26 protein-coding genes and 2 tRNA genes are annotated in these 25,850 nt (G+C 67.3%); 19 read left to right on the top strand and 9 right to left on the bottom strand.

Annotated features, from left to right (window positions below; translation table 11 throughout):
• Nucleotides 1-82: 82 nt before the first annotated feature.
• The gene (locus tag MUN33_RS06010; protein ID WP_244804006.1) at nt 83-1,312 is read left to right on the top strand and encodes an NADH:flavin oxidoreductase/NADH oxidase family protein; all 1,230 of its coding nucleotides are present in this window, start codon (nt 83-85) and stop codon (nt 1,310-1,312) included.
• Between the two features lie 115 nt (nt 1,313-1,427).
• Here MUN33_RS06010 and MUN33_RS06015 read toward each other — a convergent pair.
• The 3 genes from MUN33_RS06015 to cmrA all read right to left on the bottom strand — a co-directional run bounded on the left by MUN33_RS06015 (nt 1,428) and on the right by cmrA (nt 3,080).
• Nucleotides 1,428-1,500, bottom strand: a tRNA-His gene (locus MUN33_RS06015).
• Nucleotides 1,501-1,597: 97 nt separating this feature from the next.
• Nucleotides 1,598-2,227, bottom strand: a complete 630-nt coding sequence (gene orn, locus MUN33_RS06020) for an oligoribonuclease (protein WP_244804007.1) — start codon at nt 2,225-2,227, stop codon at nt 1,598-1,600.
• A 19-nt stretch (nt 2,228-2,246) separates the two neighbouring features.
• Nucleotides 2,247-3,080 (bottom strand): mycolate reductase, encoded by an 834-nt coding sequence (cmrA, locus tag MUN33_RS06025; RefSeq protein ID WP_244804008.1) that lies wholly within the window; start codon nt 3,078-3,080, stop codon nt 2,247-2,249.
• Nucleotides 3,081-3,298: 218 nt separating this feature from the next.
• Here cmrA and MUN33_RS06030 point away from each other — a divergent pair, with 218 nt between their 5' ends.
• The 3 genes from MUN33_RS06030 to MUN33_RS06040 all read left to right on the top strand — a co-directional run bounded on the left by MUN33_RS06030 (nt 3,299) and on the right by MUN33_RS06040 (nt 7,171).
• Nucleotides 3,299-4,882, top strand: coding sequence for an SLC13 family permease (locus MUN33_RS06030; RefSeq protein ID WP_244804009.1), 1,584 nt, complete (start codon nt 3,299-3,301; stop codon nt 4,880-4,882).
• Between the two features lie 87 nt (nt 4,883-4,969).
• Entirely contained in the window at nt 4,970-6,076 is a 1,107-nt protein-coding gene (locus MUN33_RS06035; RefSeq protein WP_244804010.1) for an acyltransferase family protein, read from the top strand.
• Nucleotides 6,077-6,121: 45 nt separating this feature from the next.
• Entirely contained in the window at nt 6,122-7,171 is a 1,050-nt protein-coding gene (locus MUN33_RS06040) for an acyltransferase family protein (RefSeq protein WP_244804011.1), read from the top strand.
• A 56-nt stretch (nt 7,172-7,227) separates the two neighbouring features.
• On the opposite strand, the gene MUN33_RS06045 is transcribed toward MUN33_RS06040, so the two are convergent.
• A tRNA-Arg gene (locus MUN33_RS06045) sits at nt 7,228-7,301 on the bottom strand.
• 80 nt (nt 7,302-7,381) lie between these two features.
• On the opposite strand from MUN33_RS06045, the gene MUN33_RS06050 reads away from it, so the two are divergent.
• From MUN33_RS06050 to MUN33_RS06075, 6 genes are all read left to right on the top strand, one after another.
• On the top strand, nt 7,382-9,586 hold the full coding sequence (locus MUN33_RS06050; RefSeq protein WP_244804012.1) for a bifunctional copper resistance protein CopD/cytochrome c oxidase assembly protein: 2,205 nt from the start codon (nt 7,382-7,384) through the stop codon (nt 9,584-9,586).
• 226 nt (nt 9,587-9,812) lie between these two features.
• Complete coding sequence (locus MUN33_RS06055; RefSeq protein ID WP_244804013.1) at nt 9,813-10,415, top strand: single-stranded DNA-binding protein; 603 nt, start codon at nt 9,813-9,815, stop codon at nt 10,413-10,415.
• A gap of 144 nt (nt 10,416-10,559) precedes the next feature.
• A complete protein-coding gene (locus MUN33_RS06060; protein ID WP_244804014.1) occupies nt 10,560-11,489 on the top strand; it encodes a putative endonuclease domain-containing protein in 930 nt (309 codons plus the stop codon).
• 217 nt (nt 11,490-11,706) lie between these two features.
• The gene (gene ettA, locus MUN33_RS06065) at nt 11,707-13,377 is read left to right on the top strand and encodes an energy-dependent translational throttle protein EttA (RefSeq protein ID WP_244804015.1); all 1,671 of its coding nucleotides are present in this window, start codon (nt 11,707-11,709) and stop codon (nt 13,375-13,377) included.
• Between the two features lie 101 nt (nt 13,378-13,478).
• On the top strand, nt 13,479-13,982 hold the full coding sequence (locus MUN33_RS06070; RefSeq protein ID WP_244804016.1) for an acyl-CoA thioesterase: 504 nt from the start codon (nt 13,479-13,481) through the stop codon (nt 13,980-13,982).
• A 55-nt stretch (nt 13,983-14,037) separates the two neighbouring features.
• Complete coding sequence (locus MUN33_RS06075) at nt 14,038-14,775, top strand: DUF8185 domain-containing protein (RefSeq protein ID WP_244804017.1); 738 nt, start codon at nt 14,038-14,040, stop codon at nt 14,773-14,775.
• On the opposite strand, the gene MUN33_RS06080 is transcribed toward MUN33_RS06075, so the two are convergent.
• A complete protein-coding gene (locus tag MUN33_RS06080; protein ID WP_244804018.1) occupies nt 14,772-15,161 on the bottom strand; it encodes a globin in 390 nt (129 codons plus the stop codon). The two genes, MUN33_RS06075 and MUN33_RS06080, sit on opposite strands and share 4 nt — an antisense overlap.
• Nucleotides 15,161-17,830, bottom strand: coding sequence for an aminopeptidase N (gene pepN, locus MUN33_RS06085; protein ID WP_244804019.1), 2,670 nt, complete (start codon nt 17,828-17,830; stop codon nt 15,161-15,163). The genes MUN33_RS06080 and pepN overlap by 1 nt, the downstream gene beginning before the upstream one ends.
• A gap of 161 nt (nt 17,831-17,991) precedes the next feature.
• Between pepN and MUN33_RS06090 the strand changes: the two genes are divergently transcribed.
• The 4 genes from MUN33_RS06090 to MUN33_RS06105 all read left to right on the top strand — a co-directional run bounded on the left by MUN33_RS06090 (nt 17,992) and on the right by MUN33_RS06105 (nt 19,887).
• Nucleotides 17,992-18,633, top strand: a complete 642-nt coding sequence (locus tag MUN33_RS06090; RefSeq protein WP_244804020.1) for a mycothiol-dependent nitroreductase Rv2466c family protein — start codon at nt 17,992-17,994, stop codon at nt 18,631-18,633.
• Nucleotides 18,634-18,837: 204 nt separating this feature from the next.
• The gene (locus MUN33_RS06095) at nt 18,838-19,032 is read left to right on the top strand and encodes a hypothetical protein (protein WP_244804021.1); all 195 of its coding nucleotides are present in this window, start codon (nt 18,838-18,840) and stop codon (nt 19,030-19,032) included.
• A gap of 3 nt (nt 19,033-19,035) precedes the next feature.
• Nucleotides 19,036-19,272, top strand: a complete 237-nt coding sequence (locus MUN33_RS06100; protein WP_244804022.1) for a hypothetical protein — start codon at nt 19,036-19,038, stop codon at nt 19,270-19,272.
• A 138-nt stretch (nt 19,273-19,410) separates the two neighbouring features.
• Nucleotides 19,411-19,887, top strand: coding sequence for a ribose-5-phosphate isomerase (locus MUN33_RS06105; protein WP_244804023.1), 477 nt, complete (start codon nt 19,411-19,413; stop codon nt 19,885-19,887).
• A gap of 47 nt (nt 19,888-19,934) precedes the next feature.
• On the opposite strand, the gene MUN33_RS06110 is transcribed toward MUN33_RS06105, so the two are convergent.
• A complete protein-coding gene (locus MUN33_RS06110; RefSeq protein WP_244804024.1) occupies nt 19,935-20,153 on the bottom strand; it encodes a helix-turn-helix transcriptional regulator in 219 nt (72 codons plus the stop codon).
• Between the two features lie 266 nt (nt 20,154-20,419).
• Between MUN33_RS06110 and MUN33_RS06115 the strand changes: the two genes are divergently transcribed.
• Nucleotides 20,420-22,180 (top strand): pyruvate dehydrogenase, encoded by a 1,761-nt coding sequence (locus tag MUN33_RS06115; protein WP_244804025.1) that lies wholly within the window; start codon nt 20,420-20,422, stop codon nt 22,178-22,180.
• 217 nt (nt 22,181-22,397) lie between these two features.
• On the opposite strand, the gene MUN33_RS06120 is transcribed toward MUN33_RS06115, so the two are convergent.
• Together MUN33_RS06120 and MUN33_RS06125 are read right to left on the bottom strand one after the other, a co-directional pair.
• A complete protein-coding gene (locus MUN33_RS06120; RefSeq protein ID WP_244804026.1) occupies nt 22,398-22,631 on the bottom strand; it encodes a hypothetical protein in 234 nt (77 codons plus the stop codon).
• Nucleotides 22,628-22,903, bottom strand: coding sequence for a hypothetical protein (locus tag MUN33_RS06125; RefSeq protein ID WP_244804027.1), 276 nt, complete (start codon nt 22,901-22,903; stop codon nt 22,628-22,630). Before MUN33_RS06125 ends, MUN33_RS06120 begins: the two co-directional genes overlap by 4 nt.
• A gap of 119 nt (nt 22,904-23,022) precedes the next feature.
• Here MUN33_RS06125 and MUN33_RS06130 point away from each other — a divergent pair, with 119 nt between their 5' ends.
• The 4 genes from MUN33_RS06130 to MUN33_RS06145 all read left to right on the top strand — a co-directional run bounded on the left by MUN33_RS06130 (nt 23,023) and on the right by MUN33_RS06145 (nt 25,845).
• Nucleotides 23,023-23,478: an Rv1352/Rv1906c domain-containing protein gene (locus MUN33_RS06130; RefSeq protein WP_244804028.1), complete on the top strand. Its 456-nt coding sequence runs from the start codon at nt 23,023-23,025 to the stop codon at nt 23,476-23,478.
• A 448-nt stretch (nt 23,479-23,926) separates the two neighbouring features.
• The gene (locus MUN33_RS06135) at nt 23,927-24,379 is read left to right on the top strand and encodes a MarR family winged helix-turn-helix transcriptional regulator (RefSeq protein WP_244804029.1); all 453 of its coding nucleotides are present in this window, start codon (nt 23,927-23,929) and stop codon (nt 24,377-24,379) included.
• Between the two features lie 2 nt (nt 24,380-24,381).
• On the top strand, nt 24,382-24,804 hold the full coding sequence (locus MUN33_RS06140) for an organic hydroperoxide resistance protein (protein WP_244804030.1): 423 nt from the start codon (nt 24,382-24,384) through the stop codon (nt 24,802-24,804).
• 63 nt (nt 24,805-24,867) lie between these two features.
• Nucleotides 24,868-25,845, top strand: a complete 978-nt coding sequence (locus MUN33_RS06145) for a zinc-binding dehydrogenase (RefSeq protein WP_244804031.1) — start codon at nt 24,868-24,870, stop codon at nt 25,843-25,845.
• Nucleotides 25,846-25,850: the final 5 nt, after the last annotated feature.

Here is a 25,850-nt window from a genome sequence, read left to right on the forward strand (position 1 = left end):
AGGTACAGTCTGCGGGTGACGGGCCGTCGGGCGGCCCGTGACAGACATACACACCGGATACTTACACTTTTGGAGAGTCACCGTGACCCCTACACCGGTTGCCGCGCCCCTGGAGCTGCCGTGCGGCACCACCCTGAAGAACCGTCTCGTGAAGGCCGCGACGCACGAGGGTCTGGCGACCCCGGCGGGTGGACCGTCCAACCAGCATCTCGACCTGTACCGCCGATGGGCCCACGGCGGTTCCGGGCTCGTGGTGACCGGTGGTGTGATGGTGGACTCCGAACACCGGGGGGAGCCGGGATCCGTCGTGGTCACCGACGACCGGCACCTCGACATGCTGCGCGACTGGGCGACCGCCGGCACGGTCAACGACACGCACCTGTGGATGCAGCTCAACCATCCGGGTAAGCAGTCCCCGCGGAGCGTCAACAGGTACCCGGTGGCGCCCAGTGCGGTGCCGGTGTCCGGACGTATCCGGCGGTACTTCGCCGAGCCGCGTGAGCTCACTGTCTCCGACATCGAGCTGATCGTGTGGCGCTTCGCGTACACCGCCCTGATCGCCAGGGAGACCGGGTTCACCGGTGTGCAGATCCAGGCGGGGCACGGCTACCTCATCAACGAGTTCCTGTCCCCGGCCGACAACCTGCGGACCGACGAGTACGGCGGCGACCTGGAGGGGCGGATGCGTCTGCTCGTCGAGGTCTACCAGGCGGTGCGCCGGAAGGTCGGCGACGACTTCCCGGTGTCCGTGCGGATCAACGCCTCGGACGGGATCCCCGGTGGATTCGGAGAGGAGGAGTCGTTCGAGGTGGCGACGAAGCTCGCCGAGCTGGGCGTCGACGTCATCGAGGTGTCCGGCGGCACCTACGCCACGCCGTTGATGCTCGGGGACGAGGTCGACGCCACCGGTGACACCGGCGAGGTGTTCTTCGGTGACCACGCCCGACGCATCCGGGACGCAGTGGACGTCCCGGTGCTGGTCACCGGAGGGTTCCGGTGCGCCGCCGACGTGGAGAACGGACTGGAGCAGGGGCTCGGGGACCTGATCGGGATGGCGCGCCCCATGGTGCTCATCCCGGAGCTGGCCAACGACATCCTCGTCCACGGTGACCGCGAGCGGGTCCGGCTGCCGCGGCTGACGACCCACATCGGGTCACTGGACGAGCACGCGGAGTCCCTGATGGGGATCTCGTGGTACGAGATGCAGATGGACCGGATCACCGACGGCCGTGCCATCAGCGGGGACGGTCTGGCGGCCCTGTGGTTCGCGGCGAAGCGCCACGGTATGCGGGCGGTCTTCCCGCGCCGGTGACCGCGGGGCCGGCGGTCACCCGCTGCCCCGTGATCCGGGGGAGGGGTGCTGAATGACATGAACCCCGCATCGTCCGACCCGGATTCGGGGAGACGGTGCGGGGTTCATTTCTCGGGGTGGCTGACGGGACTCGAACCCGCGACACCCAGGATCACAACCTGGTGCTCTACCAGCTGAACTACAGCCACCATGCATGCATAACGGCAACCAGGCCCGGCGTCGTTGCTGCAGCGGGATTCATACTAGACCACGCTGGGCGTACGCGCCAAAACGAGCCGTGCGCTGTCAGATCGGGGTGGCCTCGGACGCCCGGGCGGCGAACTCCTTCGCCTCACCGTTGGTGGGGCCGGGGGAGGGCACGAACAGGGCGCGGCGGTAGTAGTCGAGCTCCCGGATGGACTCACGGATGTCGGCGAGCGCACGGTGCTGCATCCCCTTGTCCGGCTGGTTGCTGTAGGCCCGCGGGTACCACCGGCGGGCGAGCTCCTTGATCGAGGACACGTCGATCATGCGGTAGTGCAGGAACGCGTCCAGGTCAGGCATGTACCGGGAGATGAACTTGCGGTCGCTGGCGATCGAGTTCCCCGCCAGCGGGGCGGCCCCGGCGACCGGAACGTACTTCTTCAGGTACTCCACGACCTGTGCCTCGGCGTCGGAGACACTCACCGAACTGTCGCGGATCTGCTCGGTCAGCCCGGAGGTGGCGTGCATCTTCGTGACGAAGTCATCCATACCGGCGAGCTCCTCCTCGGACGCGTGGATCACGATGTCGATACCGTCGTCCAGCGGGGTCAGCTCGGCATCGGTGACGACGACCGCGATCTCGACGAGCACGTGCCGGTCCGGGTCGAGCCCGGTCATCTCGCAGTCGGCCCAGACGATCCGGTCGTTCTTGGCGATCTGGTTCGGGGTCATGGATGGGGCCCTTTCGTGTCTAGTCTTCGGCCATGCGCGAGTACGCCGCGCCGAACAGGGGGGCGGTCAGCCGCCGGGGGAGGTAGGTGGACAGTACGTTGGCCACCTTCGACAGCCCGCCGGGGACGACGCGGAGCTTGTTCGCGGCGAGGGCGTCGAGCGTCTCCGTCGCGCAGTCCGGGTAGGTCGTCCACACGAAGTCCGGGGTGGCACGGTCGACAACCGTACGCTCCGCATCGGCCTTCACCTCCTCGCGCACCGGCCCCGGGGCGAGCAGGGTGCACCGCACACCGGTGCCCTTCAGTTCGTAGTGCAGGGCCTCGGTGAAGGTGTTCACCATGGCCTTGGTGCCGACGTAGGTCGCGTTGTTCGGGATGGCGGCGTTACCGGCGACCGACCCCACGTTGACGATGCCGGCGTCGCCACCGGCGACCATCCCCGGCAACACCGCGGCGGTGAGCTCGAAGACGGCGGTGGCGTTGAGCTCGAACTGAAGGCGTTCATAGGACGGGTCGAGCTTCCGGAACTGGCCGAAGGTGGCCACGCCGGCGGAGTTGACGATGATGTGCACGTCCCGTGCCGCCAGCTCGTCGACGAGGACGGCGCGGGCGGCGGCGTCGGCGAGGTCGCACGCGCGGATCTCCACGCGGACATCCGGACGCGCGGCGGCGACCTCGTCGCGGACCTGCTCCATGGGCCCGGTCGTCCGGGCGACGAGGAGGAGGTTGTGCCCGCGGCGGCCGAGCTCCACCGCGATCGCCTGCCCGATTCCCGACGACGCGCCGGTCACGACGGCGACGCGGTCCGGGCCGGGGGCGGGGAGGGAAGGATGGCGGGGGGGACGACGGAACACGATGGCGGGACTCCTCGGTGTGGTCGGGATGACGTGCCATCTCAGGCTACACGGGGGTTACACGGGGGGACGGACACGAACGCCGAACGGGAACCCGCCGGGACACAGGCCGTCCGGGGTTGGGGAGGGGGCAACCCCGTCCGGAACAACATTAGCCTCGGGATAGTAGCGGACCCTAGTGTTGTGCCTGACGTTCACGATCCATGAGAGGACACGACATGTCTGAGACCACCGGTGACACCCTCACCGCAGAAGAACAGCGCGAGGCAGGTGAGGCGGAACGGGCCGGTAACCGGAAGAAGTTCATCGGCCTCGGCGTTGGCCTCGTCCTGGCCGTCGCGATCTATTTCCTGTTCCCGTCCAACGGCGCCGACCTCGTCAACGAGGCACACCCCGACGACGAGGGCGGACCGTACTCCGTCGGCACCATGGCCATCACCGCCGCCGTCATGGTGCTCATGGGCGCCTGGTGGATGACCGGTGCGCTGCCGCTGGCAGCCACGGCCATGGTCCCCCTGGTGGCGTTCCCGATCCTCCAGGTCGCGACGATGAAGGACGCCGCGGCCCCCTACGCCGACCCGACGATCTTCCTGTTCATGGGCGGTTTCGTCCTCGCCCTCGGCATCCAGCGGTGGGGTCTGCACCGGCGCTTGGCGCTACTGGTGGTGTACGCCGTCGGGACGAAGCCGAAGCAGCTGGTCCTCGGGTTCATGGTCGCCACAGGCTTCATGTCGATGTGGGTGTCGAACACCGCCACCGCCGTGGTGATGCTGCCCATCGGCGTGTCCGTGCTGGCGCTGACCGCCGAGCGCGTCGGCGGGCACCAGAACCAGAGGAAGTTCGCGACCGCGCTCATGCTGGCCATCGCGTACTCCGCCTCGATCGGGTCCCTCGGCACGCTGATCGGTACCCCGCCGAACGCGTTCATGGCGGCGTACATGTCCTCGACCCACGGCATCGAGATCGGCTTCGGACGCTGGATGATGGTCGGGCTGCCGCTCGCCGTCGTGTTCACGGTCGTGGCCTGGCTGGTCCTGGTGACCGTGTTCAAGCCCGAGATGGACGAGATCCCCGGCGGCAAGGAGCTGATCCGCAAGGAGATCGACGACATGGGCAGGATCACCCGCCCCGAGGTCGTCGCCGGTGTGATCTTCGTGTGCACCGCCGTCGCCTGGATCACGATCCCGCTGCTGGCCGAGTACGTGGACTGGTGGTCGATCACCATCGCCGACGCCGCCATTGCGATGGCCGCCGCCGTGGCCATGTTCACCGTGCCGGTCAACCGGCGTGGTACCCGTGTGATCGACTGGGAGCACGCCAAGGCACTGCCCTGGGACGTCCTGATCCTGTTCGGTGGTGGCCTGTCCCTGTCGTCGATGGTGACGGCCTCGGGCCTGTCGCTGTGGATCGGCGAGATGGTCAAGGGGATGGAGGTCCTGCCGCTGGTCCTGCTGGTCCTGGCGATCGCGGCCGTGGTCCTGGTCCTGACCGAGTTCACCTCGAACACCGCGACCGCCGCGACCTTCATCCCGATCATGGGCGGGGTCGCCATCGGTATCGGCCTGACCGGCGACGGCATGATGAACATCATGGTCCTCATCATCCCCACCGCGCTGGCCGCCACCTGTGCGTTCATGCTGCCGGTGGCGACGCCGCCGAACGCCATCGCCTACGGTTCGGGCTACGTCCGCGCCGGGGACATGATCAAGGGCGGGGTGTGGCTGAACATCATCGCCGTCTTCCTGATCACCCTCACCGTGTTCGCCCTGGCGGTGCCGGTGTTCGGACTGACCTTCGGTTAGCACGACCTGTCCTCCCGGGGCCGGGGTGCGGCATAGTAGCGTCGCACCGAGAGAACCCCGGACCAGGACAGAGAGCGAGCGGATGCAGTGCCCCCCGACTTGACCGTATCGTCGTCGGGTACCGCCACCCCTGGCGTCATCGGCCGCGTCGGGTGGGTCGACGCGGCGAAGGGCTTCTGCATCCTCCTCGTCGTGGCGGGCCACGCCGTCAACAACCTGAACAACAACGGGTACCTGACCGGCGAATGGGAACGCATCAACCTCATGCTCGGCCCGATGCGGATGCCGCTGTTCTTCCTCCTGTCGGGCCTGTTCGCCGCGAAGGCCCTGTCGGAGAACTGGCGGTCCTTCGCCGACCGCCGGGTATGGATCATGGTCTGGCTGTTCGTGCTCTGGGTACCCGTCCGCGAGATCTGGCTGGCCATGGTGCCCGCCACGTCCGTCGGACACGACGGCCCCGTCCCCGCCCCACGCGCGGCCGACCCGGTGAACTGGGGACCGATGCTGGAGAACATGGGACGGGCCGTCCTCGGGCCCGAGTCCTACCTGTGGTTCGTCTACGCACTCGCGCTCTTCGCTGTGCTGTCGAAACTGACGCGCAAGGTGCCGCCGGTGGTCCAGCTGCTGCTCGCGGGGGCGGTGAGCGTGACCGCACCCACGGCGAACTTCGGCTGGCCGTGGAACGACATCCTCCACACCTACTTCTTCTACCTGCTCGGCATGTACGGCGCGCCGTGGATCCACCGGATGGCGCAACGTCGCTCCCTGCCGCTCATCGCGGTGTCCATCACCGTCTACACGGTGCTCGCACTCTGGATCGACGCCACCTACGCCCACTTCAACTTCGGTCTCAGTGGTCCGGTGCGGCTGTTCCTGGCGACGGTGGGGATCATCGCGGCGATCGGCGTCTTCTCCTACATGGAGTCCTGGCGCGTCACCGTACCGTTCAGCAAGGTCGGGTCGCGCACACTGCCGGTGTTCCTGATGCACATCATGGTGCTCGCGACCGTCACCTTCGTCCTCGACCTCGTCCTGCCCGCCGACCCGGGACTCCCGCTGCAGCCGTTGATCCTCGGCGGCATCGCGGTCGTCCTGAGCCTGGGCCTGCACTGGGTACTCACGGCGTGCGGATTGACCTGGTTGTTCCGGCGTCCGGCGTGGACGCGCCGCCGGTTCCTGGCTGCGGGCCGCTGAAAAGAGCGGCTGAAAAACGGGGTGGGCCCGCGTTAGGGTGGCCGGATGCCGACCCGCAACCACCGACTCGACCGCGCCAAAGGTGTCCTCATCTTCACCGTCGTCCTCGGCCATCTGCTGGCACGGGCGTCGCCGTGGGAATCCGATCTCCTGCGCGCACCGATGTACCTGATCTACTCGTTCCACATGCCGGCGTTCATCTTCCTGGCGGGCATCACCGCGAAGTCCGGCCGACTGGCGCAGCGCATCCTCGTGTTCCTCGTCCTGCTGGCTACGGTGCTGCCGCTGATGTGGGTCTGGATGCGGCTGTTCGGTCTGTCGCCGGACTACACCTTCCTCACCCCGTTCTGGTACTCGTGGTTCCTCCTGTCGATGGCGTGGTGGACGCTGACCGTCCCCGTCATCGAACGGTTCCCCCGGGCCGTCCTCGCCATCTCCCTGGTGACCGGCCTCGTCGGTGCCGCGGTACCCACCGTCGACAGTGAACTCTCCGTGGTCCGGACCCTGGTCTTCTGGCCGTTCTTCGTCGTCGGGAAGCTCTACGGTGCGCGGATGCTGCGCTGGGCGGGCGGCCTCGACGTGGGACGCCGGATCTCCCTCGCCGTCGCCGCCGTGACCGTGACCGGGATCCTCTACCTCGACGAGTTCGACAACGACTGGTTCTACGGCAAGGAGAGGTTCGCCCACGTCGACGTCGGTGTCCCCGAGGGGGTGGGCATCAGGCTCGTCCTCGACGTCGCCGCGCTGCTCATGACACTGGCCCTGTTGGCGTGGGTCGGTGACCGGAATTCGCCGCTGGCCACCATCGGCCGGCACAGCCTCTCGGTCTACGTCCTCCACGGCTTCGTCGTCCGCGCCCTGCAGCCCGTGCTCGACGGGAGCATCGCCGCCTACGGGTCGCTCACGGTGCTGGGCATCTGCGTCGTCCTGTCGGTCGTGTCGACGTGGCTGCTGGCCTGGGAACCGCTCGACCGCGCGCTGCGGCGGTACGCCTCCACCGTCGCCGACCTGCTGCTGTCGCCGTTCCGGTCCTTACGTCCGGCCGCCGGGGTGGGTGCGGATTCCACGCGCACCCGCGGTGGTGCACCGACCTGAACCCCCGGGCCACCAGGACGCAGCGGCAGCAGGCTGCGGCGTCCGGTGGGTAATAGCGCCCCCGGCAGGATTCGAACCCGCGACCGACCGGGTAGAAACCGGTTGCTCTCATCCACTGAGCTACGGAGGCTTGCGGTAGTCATCGTAATGCACACGGGTGGTGCGGCGTGGAATCGGGGTAGAGGGGGTCTGGATAGTAACGTTCAGGGCATGTCAGACGCGGCCGTAGGCACCGAACCAACCCCCGAATCAGCCCCTGCACCAGCCACCGGATCCCCAGCCGGGAACCCCCCGTCCGCTGCACGCACCGCCGGACGTCTCGGTTCGCCGATCGGGCTCTACATCATCGCCGCGGTCATGGGCGGCCTCGTCGCCGCCCTGATCGGTGATGCGTTCCTCGGGCAGTCGCTCGCTGCCCTGGGTATCCCGGATCCCGGCCCCGTGACGTCCTGGGGTGTGCCGCTCGTCCGGGGCATCGGCACGGTGATGGCCTGCCTCGGCATCGGGTCGTTCATGATGAGCGCCTTCGGTGCCCAGCCGCGCAAGGACGGCTACCTCGACCTCGACGGGTTCCGGGCGTCCCGCACCGGCACGTGGGCGATGGCCGCGTGGGCGGTGTGCGCACTACTGCTGGTGCCGCTCTACCTCTCCGACGCCTCGAGCCAGCCGCTGCTGGACACGCTGCGCCCCGACATGTGGGGCTTCGCGATCGCGCAGGTCTCGACGGCGAAGGCGATGCTGTGGATCGCCATCATCGCCGGCGCGGTCACCGTCCTGTCCCTGCTGACGCGCCGGTGGATCTGGCAGCCGGTGTTCTTCGTCATCGCCGTGGCCTCCCTGGTCCCGGTGGCCCTGGAGGGGCACTCCGCGTCCGGCGGCAACCACGACTACGGCGTGAACTCGCTGCTGTGGCACGTCGTCCTGTCGGCGATCTGGATCGGCGGGCTCATGGCCCTGGTCGCGCACGCCGCCCGACGCGGACCGTTCCTGGCGGAGATCACCCGGCGCTACAGCGTGGTCGCCCTGTTCTGCATCATCGGTATCGCACTGTCCGGGCTGATCAACGCGGGGATCCGCCTGTCGTTCACCGAATGGTTCACCACGGACTACGGCCGCGTGATCGCCGCGAAGGCGGTGCTGACGCTCATCCTCGCCGCGATCGGGTTCGCCCACCGGCGGTCGACGATCCCGCAGCTGGACGCGCCGGCCGCCGGTGCCTGGTGGCGACGTCCCTTCGTCCGTCTGGCGCTCGTGGAGATCTTCGTGATGGCGGCGACGGTGGGCGTCGCGCTGTCGCTGACCCGTATCCCGCCGCCCGTGGAGGTCGTCGCGGACATCACCCCGGCCGAGCTGATCATGGGCTTCGACGTCACCGAACCCTTCAGCCTGGTCGCCGTGCTGACCACCTGGCGTTTCGACATGGTCTTCGGGACGATCGCCCTGCTGCTCCAGGGCGTGTACATGTGGGCGTGGATCACCGTGCGTCGCCGGGGCGTGGAGTGGAGGACCAGCCGTGTGGTCTGGTGGACGCTGGCCAACCTGGTGCTGATCTTCGTCACCTGCTCCGGCCTGGGCATGTACTCCATGGCGATGTTCGCCCCGCACATGCTGCAGCACATGGCGTTGACCATGCTGATCCCGGTGTTCTGGGTGTTGGGCGGGCCGATGACCCTGCTGCTGCGTGCGCTGCGTCCGGCCGGACGCGACGGCCTGCAGGGGCCGCGCGAGTGGCTGGTGGTCTTCATCAACAACCCGGTGTCGCGGTTCCTCACCAACCCGATCGTCGCGTCCTTCCAGTTCGTCGTCGGGTTCTACGCCCTGTACCTCTCGGACCTGTTCAGTGACCTCGCCGCCGAGCATGCGGGCCACCTGTTCATGATGCTGCACTTCCTGATCTCCGGGTACATCTTCTACTGGGTCGTCATCGGGGTCGACGCCGCGCCGCGCCAGCTGAGCCCGTTCATGAAACTGCTGATGACGCTGGCGTCGATGGCGTTCCACGCCTGGTTCGGGATCGCGATGATGCAGATGGCGCAGCCGCTGGCGGAGTCGTACTACCTGTCGCTGCAGCTGCCGTTCGACGTCGACCTGATGGAGCAGCAGCACACCGGAGGGGCGATCGCCTGGGGGCTCAGCGAGCTCCCGCTGCTGGTGGTCAGCACCGCCCACGCCGTGCAGTGGCTGCGGCAGGACCGCAAGGAGGCCGCCCGGTACGACCGCAAGGCCGAGCGCGACAACGACGCCGACCTGGACGAGTACAACGCGATGCTCGCCGGACTCCGGGAGGGACGCGACGCCGACGCTGAGGCGTACTACCGCACCGAGTACCGCGGGGACGAGGTGCAGGGGTACGTGCACAGTGAGAAGGCCAAGCGGGGGCAGCGGCACCGCGACGGCGGCCCGGGACCGGTCTAATACACGGCGTCGGGGAGGCTGTGGACAGATTCCGTCCGATTTCCGGCGTGTTGTCCACAGCTGCGAGGGGAGTCGTTGACCCGGTGACACGGCAGTGGGGAGGATGACTCCACCGGGGGAATGAGTGGTGGGGGAGGGCTCCACCGTCCGCCGGGAGGTGTCCGTGGCCCCACCGGCCGACGGGGGCCGTGGATCCCGGGGGACCCGGGGGAGGAGTGTGCCGGAAATGGCGACACAACAGATGTCCGTGACGATGACGGGGTTCGCCGCGACCCACCCTGCACGACACCGGACGATCACGAAGCTCGTGACGTTCCGGATGGCGTCCACGCCGAGCTGGAACGACAACGGCGAATGGAAGGACGCCGGTACCCTGTTCATCGAGGTCCAGTGCTGGGGCCGGCTGGCCGACAATGTGCTGACCGGCGTGGTGACCGGGGCGCCTCTGGTGATCGCGGGGAGGATGAACTCCTACTCCTACGTCCCGGAGAACCCGCGGACGAACAAGGACGGCAAGGAGGTCCCCGAGACCGTCTGGCGACTGACCGCCACCAACGTGGGTCTGGACCTGAGCCACTCGGTGTCGACCTGGTCGTTGCGGGACAGGATCAGGGAGCCGCAGGACGGCCAGGGCGCTACGTCCGGGGACGGCGGTGCCGGTGGTGCCGGCGGTGTTGGCGGTGCGGGCGGTGCGGGCGGTGCGGAGGCGTCGTCGTTCGGCGGATTCTCCGCCGTCGCCGAGGGTGACGGTGACGGCGCCGGGGGAGCGGCGTCCGGGGACGCCGACCAGGAACTCGCCACCGCCGGCGACTCGTCGGCACCGTTCTGACGTCCTGACGGGGGTGTACGGAATCGAGCCTGGAGCCGGCGACGAGCAGTAGTTGACCGGCTCCGGGCTCGACTCGGTACGGGCCGGTCGCGGCCGACGCCGCGGAGGAGGGGGAGACACGCCGGGATGGACGGGATGGACGGTATGGACGGCACAGACGGCGCAGACAGGACCTTCTGGACGACGGGCCAGCTCCTGGCCACCAAGACGAGAAGGCAGATCCAACGGGAGGTCCGTGACGGGACGTTGCACCCTCTCGTCCGGGGGATCTACAGCACCGAGAAGCCGGACGACATGCTCACCCTACGGGGACTGCACGAACACCGGGGCCTGGTCTACACGGGGCGGACGGCCATGGACCTCTACGTCGGTGCGCCCGTCACCTGGCCGGTGCAGGCCAGGCACCGGGGGCCGGGCCGGACCACCGACTGCGCGGTCGTCCGGTCGGGGATCCCCGGCGGGCTCCGGGAGAGCCAGGGGATCACCCTGGTCAGTCCGTTGCAGGCGGTGATGGACGCCGACCTCCCGGACGAGGACCTCCGGGCGTTCCTGGCGGACGCGTACCACGGTAGAGGCGGAGGGCACGCCCTGGAGAACGACCTGTCTGTACTGGCAGGACACCGGAGTCGTGCCAGGGCCCTGGTCCAGGACACGCCCGTCGGCGCGGTGAGCCTGTTGGAGAGACAGGCCTTCGGGATCGTCCGGGAGGCGCTGGCGGACCTCCCGGTGACCGTGCTGCTCAACCAGATGGTCGGCAACTACTGCTATGACCTGGTGATCCCCGAGGCCAAGGTCGCCGTCGAGATCGACAGCTACATGTACCACGCCGCCACGGGGCAGGGGTCCACGCTACGGAGTTTCGTCAAGGAGCGGTGGAAGGACAACGAGGCGACCCACCGTGGCTGGGTGCTGCAGCACTACACGGACGCCTGCATCCGCTTCGCGGCCGCACAGGTGGCCGAGGACATACGGCGGGCGGTCCTGCCCCGCATCCGGGGACGGTCGGAGGTGCAGGATGACGGTCTGCCGGGGGCGGTCTGGACGTGGCATCCGGCGCTGAGGTGGTCCGGCTGAACCGTGCGTGCCGAATCGAGCACAGGATGGTCCGGAGGGGCTGTCGCTACGCCTCCAGGCTCGACTTCGTCCATCCACCGGACGCCGTCGGCCCCGGACGAGCGACCGCCGGAGCGCAGCTTCGGGGAACCCCGGTCCGGTGGGGTAGGCTCGTCAACCGTATACGACAGGGCTGGATGCACAGGTGCACGCAGCCGCGCGAACCGGAGGGAACACATTGGCCGAGTTCATCTACACGATGAGGAACGTACGCAAGGCGCATGGCGAGAAGGTTGTCCTGGACAACGTCACCATGAGCTTCTACCCGGGTGCGAAGATCGGCGTGGTCGGGCCGAACGGCGCCGGCAAGTCCTCGCTCCTGAAGATCATGGCGGGCATCGACCAGCCCTCCAACGGTGACGCCTTCCTCGACCCGGGCGCCACCGTCGGCATCCTGCTCCAGGAGCCGCCGCTGAACGAGGAGAAGACCGTCCGCGGGAACGTGGAGGAGGGGCTCGGGGAGATCTTCGAGATCAAGACCCGGTACGAGGCCATCGCCGAGGAGATGGCGACGAACTACACCGACGAGCTCATGGAGGAGATGACCGAACTCCAGGAGAAGATCGACGCCGCCGACGCCTGGGAGCTCGACTCCAAGATCGAGCAGGCGATGGACGCCCTGCGCTGCCCGCCGTCCGAGGACATGGTGACCCACCTCTCCGGTGGTGAGCGTCGTCGCGTGGCCATGGCCAAGCTGCTGCTCAGCGAGCCCGACCTGCTGCTGCTGGACGAGCCAACCAACCACCTGGACGCCGAGAGTGTCCTGTGGCTGGAGAACCACCTCGCCAACTACAAGGGTGCTGTCCTGGCGGTCACCCACGACCGGTACTTCCTGGACCACGTCGCCGAGTGGATCTGCGAGGTCGACCGCGGCAAGCTCCACGGCTACGAGGGCAACTACTCGAAGTACCTGGAGACCAAGGCGGAGCGTCTCGAGGTCGCCGGCAAGAAGGACCAGAAGCTGCAGAAGCGGCTGAAGGAGGAGCTGGCCTGGGTGCGTTCCGGTGCCAAGGCCCGCCAGGCCAAGAACAAGGCGCGTCTGCAGCGCTACGAGGAGATGGCGGCGGAGGCCGAGCAGTACAAGAAGCTCGACTTCGAGGAGATCCAGATCCCGACGCCGCCGCGCCTGGGCAACCAGGTCGTCGACGTGAAGAACCTCACCAAGGGCTTCGACGGCCGCACCCTGATCAAGGACCTGTCCTTCACCCTGCCGCGGAACGGCATCGTGGGCGTGATCGGCCCGAACGGTGTCGGTAAGTCCACGCTGTTCAAGACCATCGTCGGTCTGGAGGAGCCGGACGCCGGTGAGGTCGTCGTGGGTAAGACGGTGCAGCTCAGCTACGTCGACCAGAACCGCGAGAACATCGACCCGGAGAAGACGGTCTGGGAGATCGTCTCCGACGGCCTGGACTACATCATCGTCGGGCAGAACGAGATGCCGTCGCGTGCGTACCTCTCCGCCTTCGGATTCAAGGGCGGCGACCAGCAGAAGCCGGCGAAGGTCCTCTCCGGTGGTGAGCGCAACCGCCTGAACCTCGCGCTGACCCTGAAGCTGGGCGGCAACCTGATCCTGTTGGATGAGCCGACCAACGACCTCGACGTCGAGACCCTGAGCTCCCTGGAGAACGCGCTGCAGAAGTTCCCGGGCTGCGCCGTGGTGATCTCCCACGACCGGTGGTTCCTGGACCGCACCTGTACCCACATCCTCGCCTGGGAGGGCAATGTGGCCGAGGGGCAGTGGTTCTGGTTCGAGGGCAACTTCGAGGACTACGAGAAGAACAAGGTGGAGCGACTCGGTGCGGAGGCCGCGCGTCCGACCCGGGTAACACATCGCCGCCTTTCCCGATAGAATCCTCTAGGAGACAAAACAGGACTACTGCGGCGTAGCCGTCCAGGCAGGGCCTCAGCGTCATTCGCTGGGGTCCTTGGCCTGTGTAAGGAGAGACTTCGATGCCTTTTGTTGACCACGAGGCCACCGGTACCCGCTACCACAGCACACGTGTGAACCTCCGCTGGTCGGATTTCGACCAGTTCCAGCACGTCAACAACGCAGCGTACCTGGAGTTCTCCCAGGATGCCCGGATCGACTTCGTCCGCGACGTGGTCACCGAGATCGACATGGCGGTGCCGGCGTTCGTCGTGCGGTGGGCGTCGGTCGACTACCAGAAGTCGGTGTCCTCAAGCGAGGTGGCCGTGGTGGTGGAGTCCTTCATCTACCAGGTGGGGGTGAAGTCCTTCAAGATGCGGCAGTACATCAGGAACTCGCAGCACCGGCTGGTCGCCGTGGTCGACACCGTCAACGTCGGCATCGACCCGATCTCGGGGAAGAGCCGCGCCTGGTCGGACAGTGACATCGAGGTCATCGACAAGTTCCTGATCCCGCTGGACGACGACGAGGCGGCGGCGGACGGGGTGTCCGGCGGCGGTACCGTCGTCGGGAGCCGGGGCCGGTAGCAGGACGCGGCGGGGGTCCTGTGCCCGCCGTGGGGGAGGGCGATACGCTGGGACCATGATGCTCAACCTGCCGGGGTCCGGCGCCGCTGAAGAACTGTCGTTGACGCTGACCGGGGCGGCGGACGGCCGGGCCCCGTCCCTGGCGTCCGAGCTGCGGAGGACCGCGGCGGTGGCGACGCGTGCGCTGCGGATGGACTCCGGTGCCATGGCCCGCGTGGTCCGGGTGGGCGACGACACGGTGGACGTCATCTTCTCGACCCCGCTGGGCTGCATCGTCGCCGAGCGGGTCCATGCGGTGCCGTCGGTCGACGACGCGGTGGTCCTGGCCGACCCGCTGCCCCGGGTCCTGGCGGCGGCCGCGGACGCCCCGGCGGGGACGTCGGTGACGCTCGGGGGAGTGGTGTCGCTGTTGTGGACGGGGACGGCGCCGCCGGCGCGCGGCTACACCCTCGTCGACACCGTCCCGGCCGGGGACGTGCGCGGGTTGTTCGCCGGGATGCAGCGTGAGGCCGACGAGTACGCCGGTCCCGCGGGCCTGCCGCCGTCGCTGCTGGACCAGACGTTGCTGCGGCTGACCGGCCCGACAGGTTCCGACACGGTGGAAATCACCGGGCGCGTGGTCGCCGCGCTCGGCGCACTGGGGCTGGTGGTGGAACCGAAGCGTGAGGAGCTGCGCGCCTACGACGTGATCAGGGTCAGCACGACCGGGTCGTGGGTGCGGATCGACGCGTTGTTCGGCTCGGCCTACGTCCCCCGCCCGGGCGGGTTGGCCCGGATCCCGTCGCCGAACTAGAACTTGTTGACCAGCATGTCCGCGACGCGGGTCATGTGGTCCCACATCGCCTGGCGGGGTGCCTCGGGCAGGTCCTCGTCGCTGACGGTGGCCAGGGCGTTGCCCATCAGTTCCAGCCAGCGGTCGCGGGCGGCGGGGTCGACGGGGAAGTGCATGTGCCGCATCCGCAGGCGCGGGTGGCCGCGCTGTTCCGTGAAGGTCTGCGGGCCGCCCCAGTACTGCACCAGGAACCACCGCAGCCTGTCCTCGGCGCCGGCGAGGTCGTCGGCCGGGTACATCGGGCCGAGGATGTCGTCGTCGGGGATCTGACGGTAGAACTCGCCGACGATGCGGCGGAAGATGTCCTCCCCGCCGACGGCCTCGTAGAAGCTCCGCGGTTGCGTCATCAGCGTGCGTCGAACGTCCGGGCGGCGACGGCGCGGTCGGCGCGTGAGAGTCCTTCGGACAGCACGCGGCGCAGGCCGGCGGGGGTGGACTCCGCTGCGGCGGTGGCACGCAGGTCGTCGGCGATGTCCTCGTACCCGGCCCAGGACGGGAACAGGCCGTCGAGGGTGCGCAGCGCCATCTCGGAGGAGAGCTCCTCCCACATATCCACGGCACGCTGGACGTACTCCGGGCCGAACGGGGCGAGCAGTTCGTCCTGGCCGACGTGGGTCAGCCCGGCGATCATGTAGCGCAGCTCGAGGTTCCCCAGGTCCTTGCCCTCGAGGGTGACGGTGTTCCAGGCCGAGCGCTTGACGTCGATGTCGGGGCGTGCGGTGCGTGCCTTGACGGCGTTCATACGCCCGGAGGAGGACGGGTCGGCCTGTTCCTCGGCGTCGACCAGTGCGGACGCCTCGGCGTCGTCGAGGACGCGGACGGCGCCGACGAGTGCGGTGAGCAGGCGCCAGCGCAGGTCCTGGTCCACGGTGAAGCCGGGCAGCAGTTCCTCGGCCGGGACGTCGCCGATGCCCAGCAGGCCGCGCAGCCAGGCGACGGAGTCGGCGTCCTGCGCGGCGTTGGCGTAGGCGCGGACGAACGCCAGGCGGGCCTGGCCCTCGGTGCGTTCGGCACCGGCGCGCAGACCGTTGAGCAGCAGCGTGCGTCCTTCCGGACGCCAGGCCGGTGCCGCGTAGTTCTCGACGGCGCCGATGGCCTGCGCCAGGATCTGCTCCAGCACGCCGAGCTGCGTCTCGGCCCAGGCGCCGCGGACGACCAGCGACACGAAGTCGCGGGCGCGCATCTGGGCGTTCCGGGTCATCTGCCACGTCGCCGACCAGATCAGCGAGCGTGCCATGGGGTCGGCGATGCCGTCGATGTTGTCGACGGCGGTGGCGAGGGAGTCGTCGTCGAGGGCGAGGAAGCCGTAGGCCAGGTCGTCGTCGTTGACGAGGACGAGGTCGGCCTTCTTCTCGCCGACGAGGTCGGGGACGTCGGTGGACGCGCCCTCGACGTCGGTCTCGACGCGGCGGCGTAGGACGACCTGCCCGTCCCGGTTGTCGTACAGGCCGACGGCGAGACGGTGGGTACGGGTCTCGTCGTCGCCGGGCTGTGCGCCGGACTGCTCGACGGAGAAGGAGGTGTAGACACCGTCCTTCACAGTGGTGGCGGCGCTGAGGGTGTTGATGCCGGTGGTCTTGAGCCACTGGTCTGCCCAGTCCGACAGGTCGCGGCCCGAGGCCTTCTCCAGCGCCCCGAGCAGGTCGTCGAAGGTGGCGTTGCCCCAGGCGTGGTTGACGAAGTGGGCCCGGATGCCGGCGAAGAAGGGCTCCAGACCGACGTAGGCGGCAAGCTGCTTGAGCAGCGACGCGCCCTTGGCGTAGGTGATGCCGTCGAAGTTGGCGTCGACCTCGACCAGGTCGTTCGCCCCGGAGAACACCGGGTGGGTGCTGGGCAGCTGGTCCTGTGCGTAGGCCCAGGCCTTCTCCTTGTTGGCGAAGGTGACCCAGGCGGTGTCGTACTCGGTGGCGTGGGTCTGCGCCATCGCGGAGGACCAGGTGGCGAAGGACTCGTTGAGCCACAGGTCGTCCCACCAGCGCATGGTGACCAGGTCGCCGAACCACATGTGCGCCAGCTCGTGCAGGATGGTGTCCGCACGCCGCTCGTACTCGTAGTGGCTGGCGGCGGAGCGGAAGACGTACTCGTCCCGGATCGTCACGCAGCCGGCGTTCTCCATCGCGCCCATGTTGTACTCGGGGCAGAAGATCTGGTCGTACTTGTGGAAGGGGTAGGCGACGCCGAAGTTCTTCGCGTAGTAGTCGAAGCCGGACTTGGTGACGTCGAAGAGGACGTCGGCGTCCAGGTACTCCGCCAGCGACTGCCGCACGTACAGGCCCAGCGGGACGGTGATCTCGCCCTCGGGAACCAGGCGCTCGTCGGTGACCCCGGCGACCTCGGGGGTGCGGGTCAGCGAGCCGGTCCAGGAGTCGGTCACGTGGTACCAGGGGCCCACGCAGAAGGCGATGAGGTAGGTGGAGAGCTGGTAGTCGACGACGGCACGGTGGGTGGTCTCGCCGGTCATGCCGTCACCGGTCGTCGTGGCGGACACGGTGTTGTTGGTGACCACGGTCCAGTCGGTGGGGGTGTGGACGGTGACGTCGTAGGTCGCCTTGATGTCCGGCTGGTCGAAGCAGGCGAAGACCCGCTTGGCGTCGGCGGCCTCGAACTGGGTGTACATGTACACCTGGTCGTCCGCGGGGTCCTGGAAGCGGTGCAGTCCCTCACCGGTGGTGGAGTAGAGGGACTCGGCGACGACGGTCAGCTCGTGGCGCCCCGGGGTCAGGTCGTCGAGCTGGAGGCCCCGTGTCTCGTCGTACCGTCCTTCGCCGTCGCCGGGCACGGCGCGGGGCAGGATGTCCTCGCCGTCCAGCTCGACCGTGGAGATCTCCTCGGCACGCAGGTCGATGAACGTGGACCCCGCCGCGGTGGTGGTGAAGGTCACGGTGGTCACCGACGAGAACGTCCTGTGGTCCAGGTCGCCGCCCTCGGTGAGGTCGAGGTCGACGGCATAGTGGACGTCCGTGATCAGGTCCGACCGTGCGGCAGCCTCGGATCGGGTCAGATTGGTTGAACTCATGAGGCACAACGATAGTCGCCCTGGACCGTGCTGTCCGGAGATGGGTCAGGTCAGGGGCGGCTCACAGTGGCCCTCACAGTGGCCTCAGGTGCGCGTATCCTCGGGGTCGATCAACCGGACGGACGACAGCACCGCCAGTACCGACAGCAAGGAGCACCCTGATGAGCAACGCCAACACCCCGGTCACCCTGTACTTCGACGCCACATGCCCGTTCGCCTGGGTGACGAGCCGCTGGATCAAGGAGGTCGAGGCCGTGCGGGATGTGGACGTGACGTTCGCGCCGATGAGTCTCGCGGTGCTGAACGAGGACAAGGACATCCCGGCCGACTACGCCTCGAAGATGACGGCGGCGTGGGGCCCTGCCCTGGTGGCGGCCGCGGTGTACACCCGGGAGCCGGAGAAGGTCGACGCGCTGTACACCGCACTGGGTACCCGGATCCACGACCAGGGGCAGGGGGGACGGGTCGGGGACGGTGCCTACGACGACCTCATCGCCGAGGCGCTGGACGAGGCGGGGCTCTCCGCGGACTACGCCGCGGCGGCGCATTCGCGTGGCGACGACGCGGAGGCCTGGGAGCCGACGCTGCGGAGCTACCACGCCACGGCGCTCGCGAAGGTCGGGGACGACGTGGGCACCCCGGTGGTCGAGCTGGAGGGCCGGGCGTTCTTCGGGCCGGTGCTGACCCGGGTTCCGCGGGGCGAGGACGCCGGGAAGATCTTCGACGCCGCGGTGACGTTGGGTGGGTACGATCATTTCTATGAGCTGAAAAAGACCAGGTCAGAGGACCCGAGCGCGGTGTAGTGGGGAACCCCTGGTCGGTGGTGGCACCGCCGTCAGGTACCCCCGGGGGTAACGATGTTCGTGGTGTTGCCGCGGGCACTGTTCGCTGAGGATACTATCTCAGATATCGGCTATTGAGGGGCGTGAGGGTTCCCTCTGCGGCTGAGATGACTCTCCTCTTCTGCACTATCCACACCAGTCATATGACGAAGGAGTACCAGGACCATGGGTTCACTTGACGGAATCACGGACATCGCCGACATTGCCGGAGACTTGCTGAGGATCGCTGTCGGCCTGCTGAAGGGGGACCTGTCCGTGCTCAGCACGGAGGGATCCCTGGCCGGGATCTTCGGCTCCAGCGGTGATCTTGACCTGGCCGGCTCGATCGACGGCTCGTCGACCGACGCGGGCGGCGAGTAGATCATGATCAACGAACTGCTGGGCCTGCTCGGTGAGTTGAAGGACATCCTCCTCGGGACGTTGGCAGGCGAAAGCGGGGTGCTGAGCACCGAAGGGTCACTCGCCGGTAGTGCCGGGGCGGAGGCGGTCGGCGGCAGCGTCGTCGGCTCGGTCGTCGGTTCGCTCGGCGGCGAGGAGCTTGTCGAGAAGATCCCCGAGACCCTGCTCGACGCCCTCGGCTCGGTCAGCAACAACGGTTAATCCGACCCGCTGTAGAGTCGTCCGCGGGCCCACATCCTGTCACGGGACGTGGGCCCGCGGCGTTTCTGTGTCTGGCTTCAGGGGGAAAACTTCACCGTGGTCGCCTGCCGGTGCCGACGGTCGGATAAACTCGGACCCATGCGTATCTACCTCGGTGCTGACCATGCCGGATTCGAGATGAAGAATGTCATCGCGGACCACCTCAAGGAGAAGGGGCACGACGTCATCGACTGCGGCGCCCACACCTTCGACCCGGAGGACGACTACCCCGCGTTCTGTATCGAAGCCGCCCGCAAGACCGTCGACGACAAAGGATCGCTCGGCATCGTCCTCGGCGGCTCCGGTAACGGTGAGCAGATCGCCGCGAACAAGGTCGTCGGCGCCCGCTGCGCCCTGGCGTGGTCCGTGGAGACCGCCAAGCTCGCCCGTGAACACAACAACGCCCAGCTGATCGGTATCGGCGGGCGGATGCACTCGGAGTCCGAGGTACTGGAGATCGTCGACGCCTTCATCGCCGAGCCCTGGTCGGGCGTGGACCGCCACCAGCGCCGGATCGAGATCCTGGAGAAGTACGAGCAGACCGGCCAGACCCCGGAGATCCCCGACGCGAACTAGGAAACCTGAGGGGGCTGAGAGCCTCTGGCCCGGCGGGTGGCGGGGACCTACCCGTTCTGCGGGTGGCCGGGCCGCGACAGGTTCCACTTCTTGAGCTCCTGGGAGCTCCAGAGGGTGAGTCCGTGGTGCCTGGTGACGGGTTTCGGTATCCGGTCCCGGCTGACGTAGCTGGTGAAGGTGCCGCGGGAGGTGCCGAGGAAGTCGGCGCATTCCGCAGCTGTCCACAGTTCGTGCCCGGTGTCCGCGTCGATGATCGTCGGCTTCATGAAAACTCAGGGTACTTTCCTCCCCCTCTCCATGTGGTGCCAGACGAGGCCGCGTCCGCCGTCCGTCGTGAAGATGCAGTTGGGGCGGTGTGCTGTCCTCGACCACGGGGTCGACGGGGGTAGGGACTGAGTATAACTATAGATATTTTCATATTTCCGTGTGGTTCCAGCGGGGTGACGGAGCTCTCCCTGCAGCCGTGCCGACAACGGCATAGTGTCGGAGGGGCAGGTAGTCCAACCGACTCTGACACGGGAGTAGTCCTCACATGGCTCGTAATTACGCGGAACAACTCGTCGCAACCCTGGAGGCACAGGGGGTCCGGCGGATCTTCGGTCTCGTCGGGGACAGTCTCAACCCTGTGGTCGACGCGGTGAAGCGCAGCAGTATCGAATGGTTCCACGTTCGCAACGAAGAGGCGGCTGCCTTCGCGGCGGGGGCGGAATCACAGGTGACCGGGACACTCGCCGTCTGTGCGGGCTCGTGCGGTCCGGGGAACACCCACCTGGTGCAGGGGCTCTACGACTCCCACCGCAACGGCGCGAAGGTGCTGGCGATCGCCAGCCACATCCCGTCCCAGTTCATCGGGTCGCACTACTTCCAGGAGACCCACCCGGAAGCGCTCTTCGCGGAGTGCTCGGGCTACTGCGAGATGGTGAACTCGGCGGCCCAGGGGGCGACGATCCTGCACCACGCGATCCAGTCCACGATGGCCGGCAACGGTGTGTCGGTCCTGGTCCTCCCCGGTGACATCGCCGGTGACGACGCGGTGGAGTCACCGCAACTGAACTCCACCATCGCCGCCGAACGGCCCGTCGTGCACCCCGCCGCGGGTGAGCTGCACGCGCTGGCGGACGCGGTCAACAAGGCGAAGAAGATCACGCTGTTCGGCGGTGCGGGGTGCAGGGACGCCCGTGACGAGGTGTTCGCCCTGGCGGAGAAGGTCAAGGCGCCGGTCGGACACGCCTACGGCGGCAAGGAGTTCCTGCACTACGACAACCCCTACGATGTCGGGATGTCCGGGCTGCTCGGGTACGGCGCCTGTTCGGAGGCTTTCGACGAGGCGGACCTGCTGATCCTGCTCGGCACCGACTTCCCGTACACGGAGTTCCTGCCGCGCGACACCCCGACTGCCCAGGTCGACATCAAGGGCGGGAACATCGGACGGCGGACGACGGTGACCTACCCGGTCACCGGTGACGTCGCGGCGACGATCGCCGACCTGCTGCCGCTCATCGACGAGAAGTCCGACTCCTCCTTCCTCGAGTCGATGCTGAAGATGCAGGAGAAGAACCTACGGCACGTCGTCGACGCGTACACGAGGAACATCGAGCACCACACCCCGATCCATCCGGAGTACGTGTCCTACGTGCTGGACGAACTCGCCGACGACGACGCGGTGTTCACGGCGGACACCGGCATGTGCAATGTCTGGCATGCGAGGTACATCACCCCGACGGCGGACCGGACGCTGCTGGCGTCCTTCCGTCACGGGACGATGGCCAATGCGTTGCCCCAGGCGATCGGCGCCGCGGAAGGCGCCGGACGGCGTCGGCAGGTGATCGCGATGTGCGGCGACGGCGGGCTCGGGATGCTGATGGGGGAGCTGCTGACCATGAAGCTGCACCAGGTGCCGGTGAAAGCCGTCGTGTACAACAACTCGACCCTCGGCATGGTGAAGCTCGAGATGCTGGTGGCGGGGATGCCGGACTTCGGCACCGACCACGAGAAGGTCAACTACGCGGACATCGCCGAGGCCTGCGGCATCAAGGCGTTCCGTATCGAGGACCCGAAGGACGTGAAGTCCGTGCTCGCGGAGGCGCTCGCCTACGACGGTCCGGCGCTGGTCGACGTGGTGACCGACCCGAATGCGCTGTCCATCCCGCCGGAGATCTCCCTGGAGCAGGTCGCCGGGTTCGCCCGCGCCGCCACCCGCACCGTCCTGGAGGGCGGCGTGGGCAAGATGCTGACGATGGCGAAGTCGAACCTGCGTAACGTGCCGCGTCCCTCGGGGTTCAAGGGGTTGTAGTACAGCGCGTCACCGAGGGGTTGTGGAGCCTGACACGGCGGACGCTGCTCTGTGCGTGCCGTGCGGTAGCGGACGGTCTCGTCATGCGCTTAACCCATGCTTCGGCGCTGGGGAGATGACAGTCTGCGGTTCGGTGGGGGCTGACCCTCAGTCAGATATGTGAACATCCGGCGCGCCGAGCGGCGGCGGGCCGGGTGTGCAGGTGGTGTTGAGTTGGTCAGCTAGCGGCGGCGGCGATGAGGTCGTCGATGTCCTTTCGAATGCCCCCGTCTGGGTACACCTCGTGGAGCCGGTCAATGACCTCGCTGGGAATCGGCACTTCGCTGCAGGCGAGGAGCGCGAGGATCGCGTTCAATGGTTCCCCGTTGTCTGCGTCCATTTCAGCAGGACCGCGGTCCACAGAGTCGGGCATCAGGTCTCTTACCTGTTCGTATACCTGGTATTCGTTCATGGTCTCGGAGCCCCCGTCGGTTCGGGTGTGGGTGTAGGCGGTGCGGCGGCTGTTCGGAACTTCATGGTGACGGCGGGGAGAACGCCGTAAGCGACTTGGATCGGCCTTTCATCGACGACCTTCCGCACGTCGTGGAAAGTGTCTCGTGCGGGGGTCACGTCCTCGGAGTGTTCGCGTGTGTCTCGGACGGCCTCGGTGATCTCCTGGGCGGACCAGTCCGTGCAGAAGATCGGGCCTGGCGTGCCATTCTCGCTCTTCTTCTCGTTTCTCACGCGGTGTCCTCTCCTGGTGGTCTTTCCCCGATCACCGTCCTGGTGGTTCGCGGTCGGAGGGGGAAGCTTATTCCTGACATGATTCTGTGAGTCATGCTCATGACGCATATGCTGGTCTAATGATGACCAAGAGACTAATCGTGGCCACTGCTGGAGCGCTCACCACCCTCGCACTCACCGCATGTGCAGGAGACGCCGAACCGGAGGAAGTGGTCCCGTCGACGATCACAGAAACAGTCACCGAGACGGTTGACCACACCACCACCGTCACAGAAACACCAGATAACCAGCCAGATCCGACAGTGGCAGCTGCGGCGGAACCCGATCCAGGACCAGAGACGGCGGCTTCCTTCGGTCCGGGGACTCAGATCGTGGGGTCGGACATCCAACCCGGGACCTACCGCAACAGCAGCAGTAGCAACCTGTGCTACTGGGAACGACTGTCCGGGCTCAGCGGGGAGATGGGCGACCTCATCGCCAATGAGGTGACGGAAGGCCAGGCCGTCGTGACCATCGCCGCGACCGATGCCGCATTCAGTTCCACGGATTGCGGTAGGTGGGAGCTGGTGGAGTGACGCGCCAGTTCAGTTGCGGACGGGCCGGGTACCCAACTGTGCTGGAGGTTCTTTAACGAGGATTCCCTCGCACTCGAAGTGCGGCCGAAGGTTCGAGTACCCGGTCCGGGTACGCCACGGTGGCTGGCCGGCGAGGTGGCGGTAGAGCTGACCGTGTGCCACCGGCAGCTACCGGATGTGCGGTGAATCCGTCGTTCGGACCGCGAGTGCGGGCGGCGGCATCGCGTCCGGTGGCGCCTGGCCTGATGTGGTCATGCCTGCGCTTCTGTCGGATCTACGGACACTGCCTTGGGATACGGAGACCTATCTCTGGTGAGCAAGGCAGGAGGGAGACGGCCGAAGCCGATCCTCTCCCGTAATGCCTGGTGAGGACGATATGCCAGGGGGCAACCGCACCGTCCGCACAGAACAGTTGTGCACAACCCAATTGTCTGCAATGATTTACGGCATGGGAGCAACTGACCGGATGTTGTGCTTTGCGCTGTACTCGGCAATGCGCAAGACTGCCCGGACCTACAAGGAACTACTCGAACCATGGGGGCTGACATACCCCCAGTACCTCGTCCTGTACGTCCTCTGGAACCACGGGCCCCAAACGGTCCGTGCGCTCGGCGAGGAGCTGGAACTGGACTCCGGGACCGTCTCGCCCGTAGTAAAACGTCTCGAACAGGCCGACTACGTCACTCGCCGCCGCAGTTCGGACGATGAGCGTGTGGTGACCGTGGAGCTCACGGCGTCAGGGGACGAGCTCCGGCAATCGCTGGCGGGCATCCCCCGCGAAGTTGCTGCAGCAATGGGCGTCCCAGACGACGACAGTGCCCGTGCGCTCATCCATATGCTGCGACAGCTCGGCTGTCAGGACGATGCACCCACCACGAACACCACCCCTCGAAAGGACTGACAATGGACACGCTCTACACCGCAGAGGCTCTGGCCACCGGCGCCGGACGCAACGGTCACGTCGTCACATCAGACGGCCGACTGAATCTGGACCTCGCCGTCCCCGCTGAAATGGGAGGCAGTGGCGATGGCGCCAACCCTGAGCTGCTCTTCGCCGCTGGTTACTCGGCATGCTTCCATTCCGCTCTGCAGACGGTCGCACGCTCGCAGAAGATCTCCGTGGCTGACAGCTCCGTAGGTGCCAGGGTCGGCATCGGCCCCGACGGCGAGGGTGGTTTCGCACTGACAGTGCACCTCGAGGTGACGATCCCGGACATGCCGGCGCCAGAGGCCCAGGCACTCGCCGACGCCGCACACCGGGTGTGCCCGTACTCCAACGCGACCCGGGGAAACATCGACGTCACCATCTCGGTCATCGACGACTGACATCACGCAACCAGGCCGGCGTGACCACGAACAATACATACCGACAACGAAGTGGAGACACTGATGCACATCCTCACCCATGACCGTTTCGGGGAACCCGACGAGGTCCTGCACCTCGCGGAAGCCGCTGTACCTGAGCCCTCGGACGGCCAGGTCCGAATCCGGGTCATGCTTTCCCCCGTTCACAATCACGACATCTGGACGATCCGCGGGAAATACGGGTTCGTTCCAGACCTCCCCGCGCCCGCCGGCACCGAGGTTCTCGGCACCGTCGATGCGGTCGGCCCGGGAGTGACGGGACTTGACGTCGGGCAACGTATCGTCAGTGGATCGTCCTTCGGGACATGGTCGGAGTACGCCATCGTCGACGCGGCGGAGGCGCTCCCGGTGCCCGACCAGCTGCCCGACAACAGTGCGGCCCAACTGGTGTCCATGCCGTTCAGCGCCATCAGCCTGTTGGACTTCCTGGGATTGCGCGAGGGGGACTGGCTGATCCAGAATTCGGCCAACGGTGCTGTCGGCAGGATCCTCGCCCAGCTCGCCCAAGCCAGGGGCATCCACGTCATCGGACTCGTCCGCCGTGATGCCGCGGTCGCCGAGCTCGCGTCCGAGGGCATCGACCACGTGCTGTGCACCGAGGATCCGGACTGGCGTGAACGCCTCGACGACATCACCGGCGGCGCGCTGATCTTGACCGGGCTGGACTCGGTCGGTGGGCAGTCAACCGCGGACATCGTCTCTACGCTCGGTGAGGGGGCGACACTGGTGTGCTTCGGCGCGATGGGGAGCCCCGTCATGTCGATCCCGTCAGGTCCCGTGATCTTCAAAGACATCACCGTGCGTGGATTCTGGGGGAGTAAGGTCAGCAAGGAGATGAACCCCCAGAAGAAGAACGATCTCTTCGCTGAACTCATCACCCGGATCTCCGAAGGAACCGTCACCCTCCCTGTCGCGGGTGTTTTCGATGTCGCTGATTTCCGTGAGGCGATGCTCGCCGGCAAGTCGTCCGCACGCGCCGGCAAAGTCCTGCTCCGTTTCTGACCGAG

This window comes from Corynebacterium kalidii (assembly GCF_022869005.1).
GTDB lineage: Bacteria > Actinomycetota > Actinomycetes > Mycobacteriales > Mycobacteriaceae > Corynebacterium > Corynebacterium kalidii.

What these genes read in the sequence shown, in the direction of transcription:
- MUN33_RS06080 (WP_244804018.1), bottom strand. Translation starts at nt 15,161, where the DNA reads ATGACGCAACCGCGGAGCTTCTACGAGGCCGTCGGCGGGGAGGACATC.
- MUN33_RS06110 (WP_244804024.1), bottom strand. Translation starts at nt 20,153, where the DNA reads ATGAAGCCGACGATCATCGACGCGGACACCGGGCACGAACTGTGGACA.
- MUN33_RS06130 (WP_244804028.1), top strand. Translation starts at nt 23,023, where the DNA reads ATGATGACCAAGAGACTAATCGTGGCCACTGCTGGAGCGCTCACCACC.
- MUN33_RS06050 (WP_244804012.1), top strand. Translation starts at nt 7,382, where the DNA reads ATGTCAGACGCGGCCGTAGGCACCGAACCAACCCCCGAATCAGCCCCT.
- MUN33_RS06105 (WP_244804023.1), top strand. Translation starts at nt 19,411, where the DNA reads ATGCGTATCTACCTCGGTGCTGACCATGCCGGATTCGAGATGAAGAAT.
- orn (WP_244804007.1), bottom strand. Translation starts at nt 2,227, where the DNA reads ATGACCCCGAACCAGATCGCCAAGAACGACCGGATCGTCTGGGCCGAC.
- MUN33_RS06145 (WP_244804031.1), top strand. Translation starts at nt 24,868, where the DNA reads ATGCACATCCTCACCCATGACCGTTTCGGGGAACCCGACGAGGTCCTG.
- MUN33_RS06070 (WP_244804016.1), top strand. Translation starts at nt 13,479, where the DNA reads ATGCCTTTTGTTGACCACGAGGCCACCGGTACCCGCTACCACAGCACA.
- MUN33_RS06100 (WP_244804022.1), top strand. Translation starts at nt 19,036, where the DNA reads ATGATCAACGAACTGCTGGGCCTGCTCGGTGAGTTGAAGGACATCCTC.
- MUN33_RS06090 (WP_244804020.1), top strand. Translation starts at nt 17,992, where the DNA reads ATGAGCAACGCCAACACCCCGGTCACCCTGTACTTCGACGCCACATGC.
- MUN33_RS06055 (WP_244804013.1), top strand. Translation starts at nt 9,813, where the DNA reads ATGGCGACACAACAGATGTCCGTGACGATGACGGGGTTCGCCGCGACC.
- MUN33_RS06030 (WP_244804009.1), top strand. Translation starts at nt 3,299, where the DNA reads ATGTCTGAGACCACCGGTGACACCCTCACCGCAGAAGAACAGCGCGAG.
- MUN33_RS06095 (WP_244804021.1), top strand. Translation starts at nt 18,838, where the DNA reads ATGGGTTCACTTGACGGAATCACGGACATCGCCGACATTGCCGGAGAC.
- MUN33_RS06115 (WP_244804025.1), top strand. Translation starts at nt 20,420, where the DNA reads ATGGCTCGTAATTACGCGGAACAACTCGTCGCAACCCTGGAGGCACAG.
- MUN33_RS06135 (WP_244804029.1), top strand. Translation starts at nt 23,927, where the DNA reads ATGGGAGCAACTGACCGGATGTTGTGCTTTGCGCTGTACTCGGCAATG.
- pepN (WP_244804019.1), bottom strand. Translation starts at nt 17,830, where the DNA reads ATGAGTTCAACCAATCTGACCCGATCCGAGGCTGCCGCACGGTCGGAC.
- MUN33_RS06040 (WP_244804011.1), top strand. Translation starts at nt 6,122, where the DNA reads ATGCCGACCCGCAACCACCGACTCGACCGCGCCAAAGGTGTCCTCATC.
- MUN33_RS06140 (WP_244804030.1), top strand. Translation starts at nt 24,382, where the DNA reads ATGGACACGCTCTACACCGCAGAGGCTCTGGCCACCGGCGCCGGACGC.
- MUN33_RS06075 (WP_244804017.1), top strand. Translation starts at nt 14,038, where the DNA reads ATGATGCTCAACCTGCCGGGGTCCGGCGCCGCTGAAGAACTGTCGTTG.
- MUN33_RS06060 (WP_244804014.1), top strand. Translation starts at nt 10,560, where the DNA reads ATGGACGGCACAGACGGCGCAGACAGGACCTTCTGGACGACGGGCCAG.
- MUN33_RS06120 (WP_244804026.1), bottom strand. Translation starts at nt 22,631, where the DNA reads ATGAACGAATACCAGGTATACGAACAGGTAAGAGACCTGATGCCCGAC.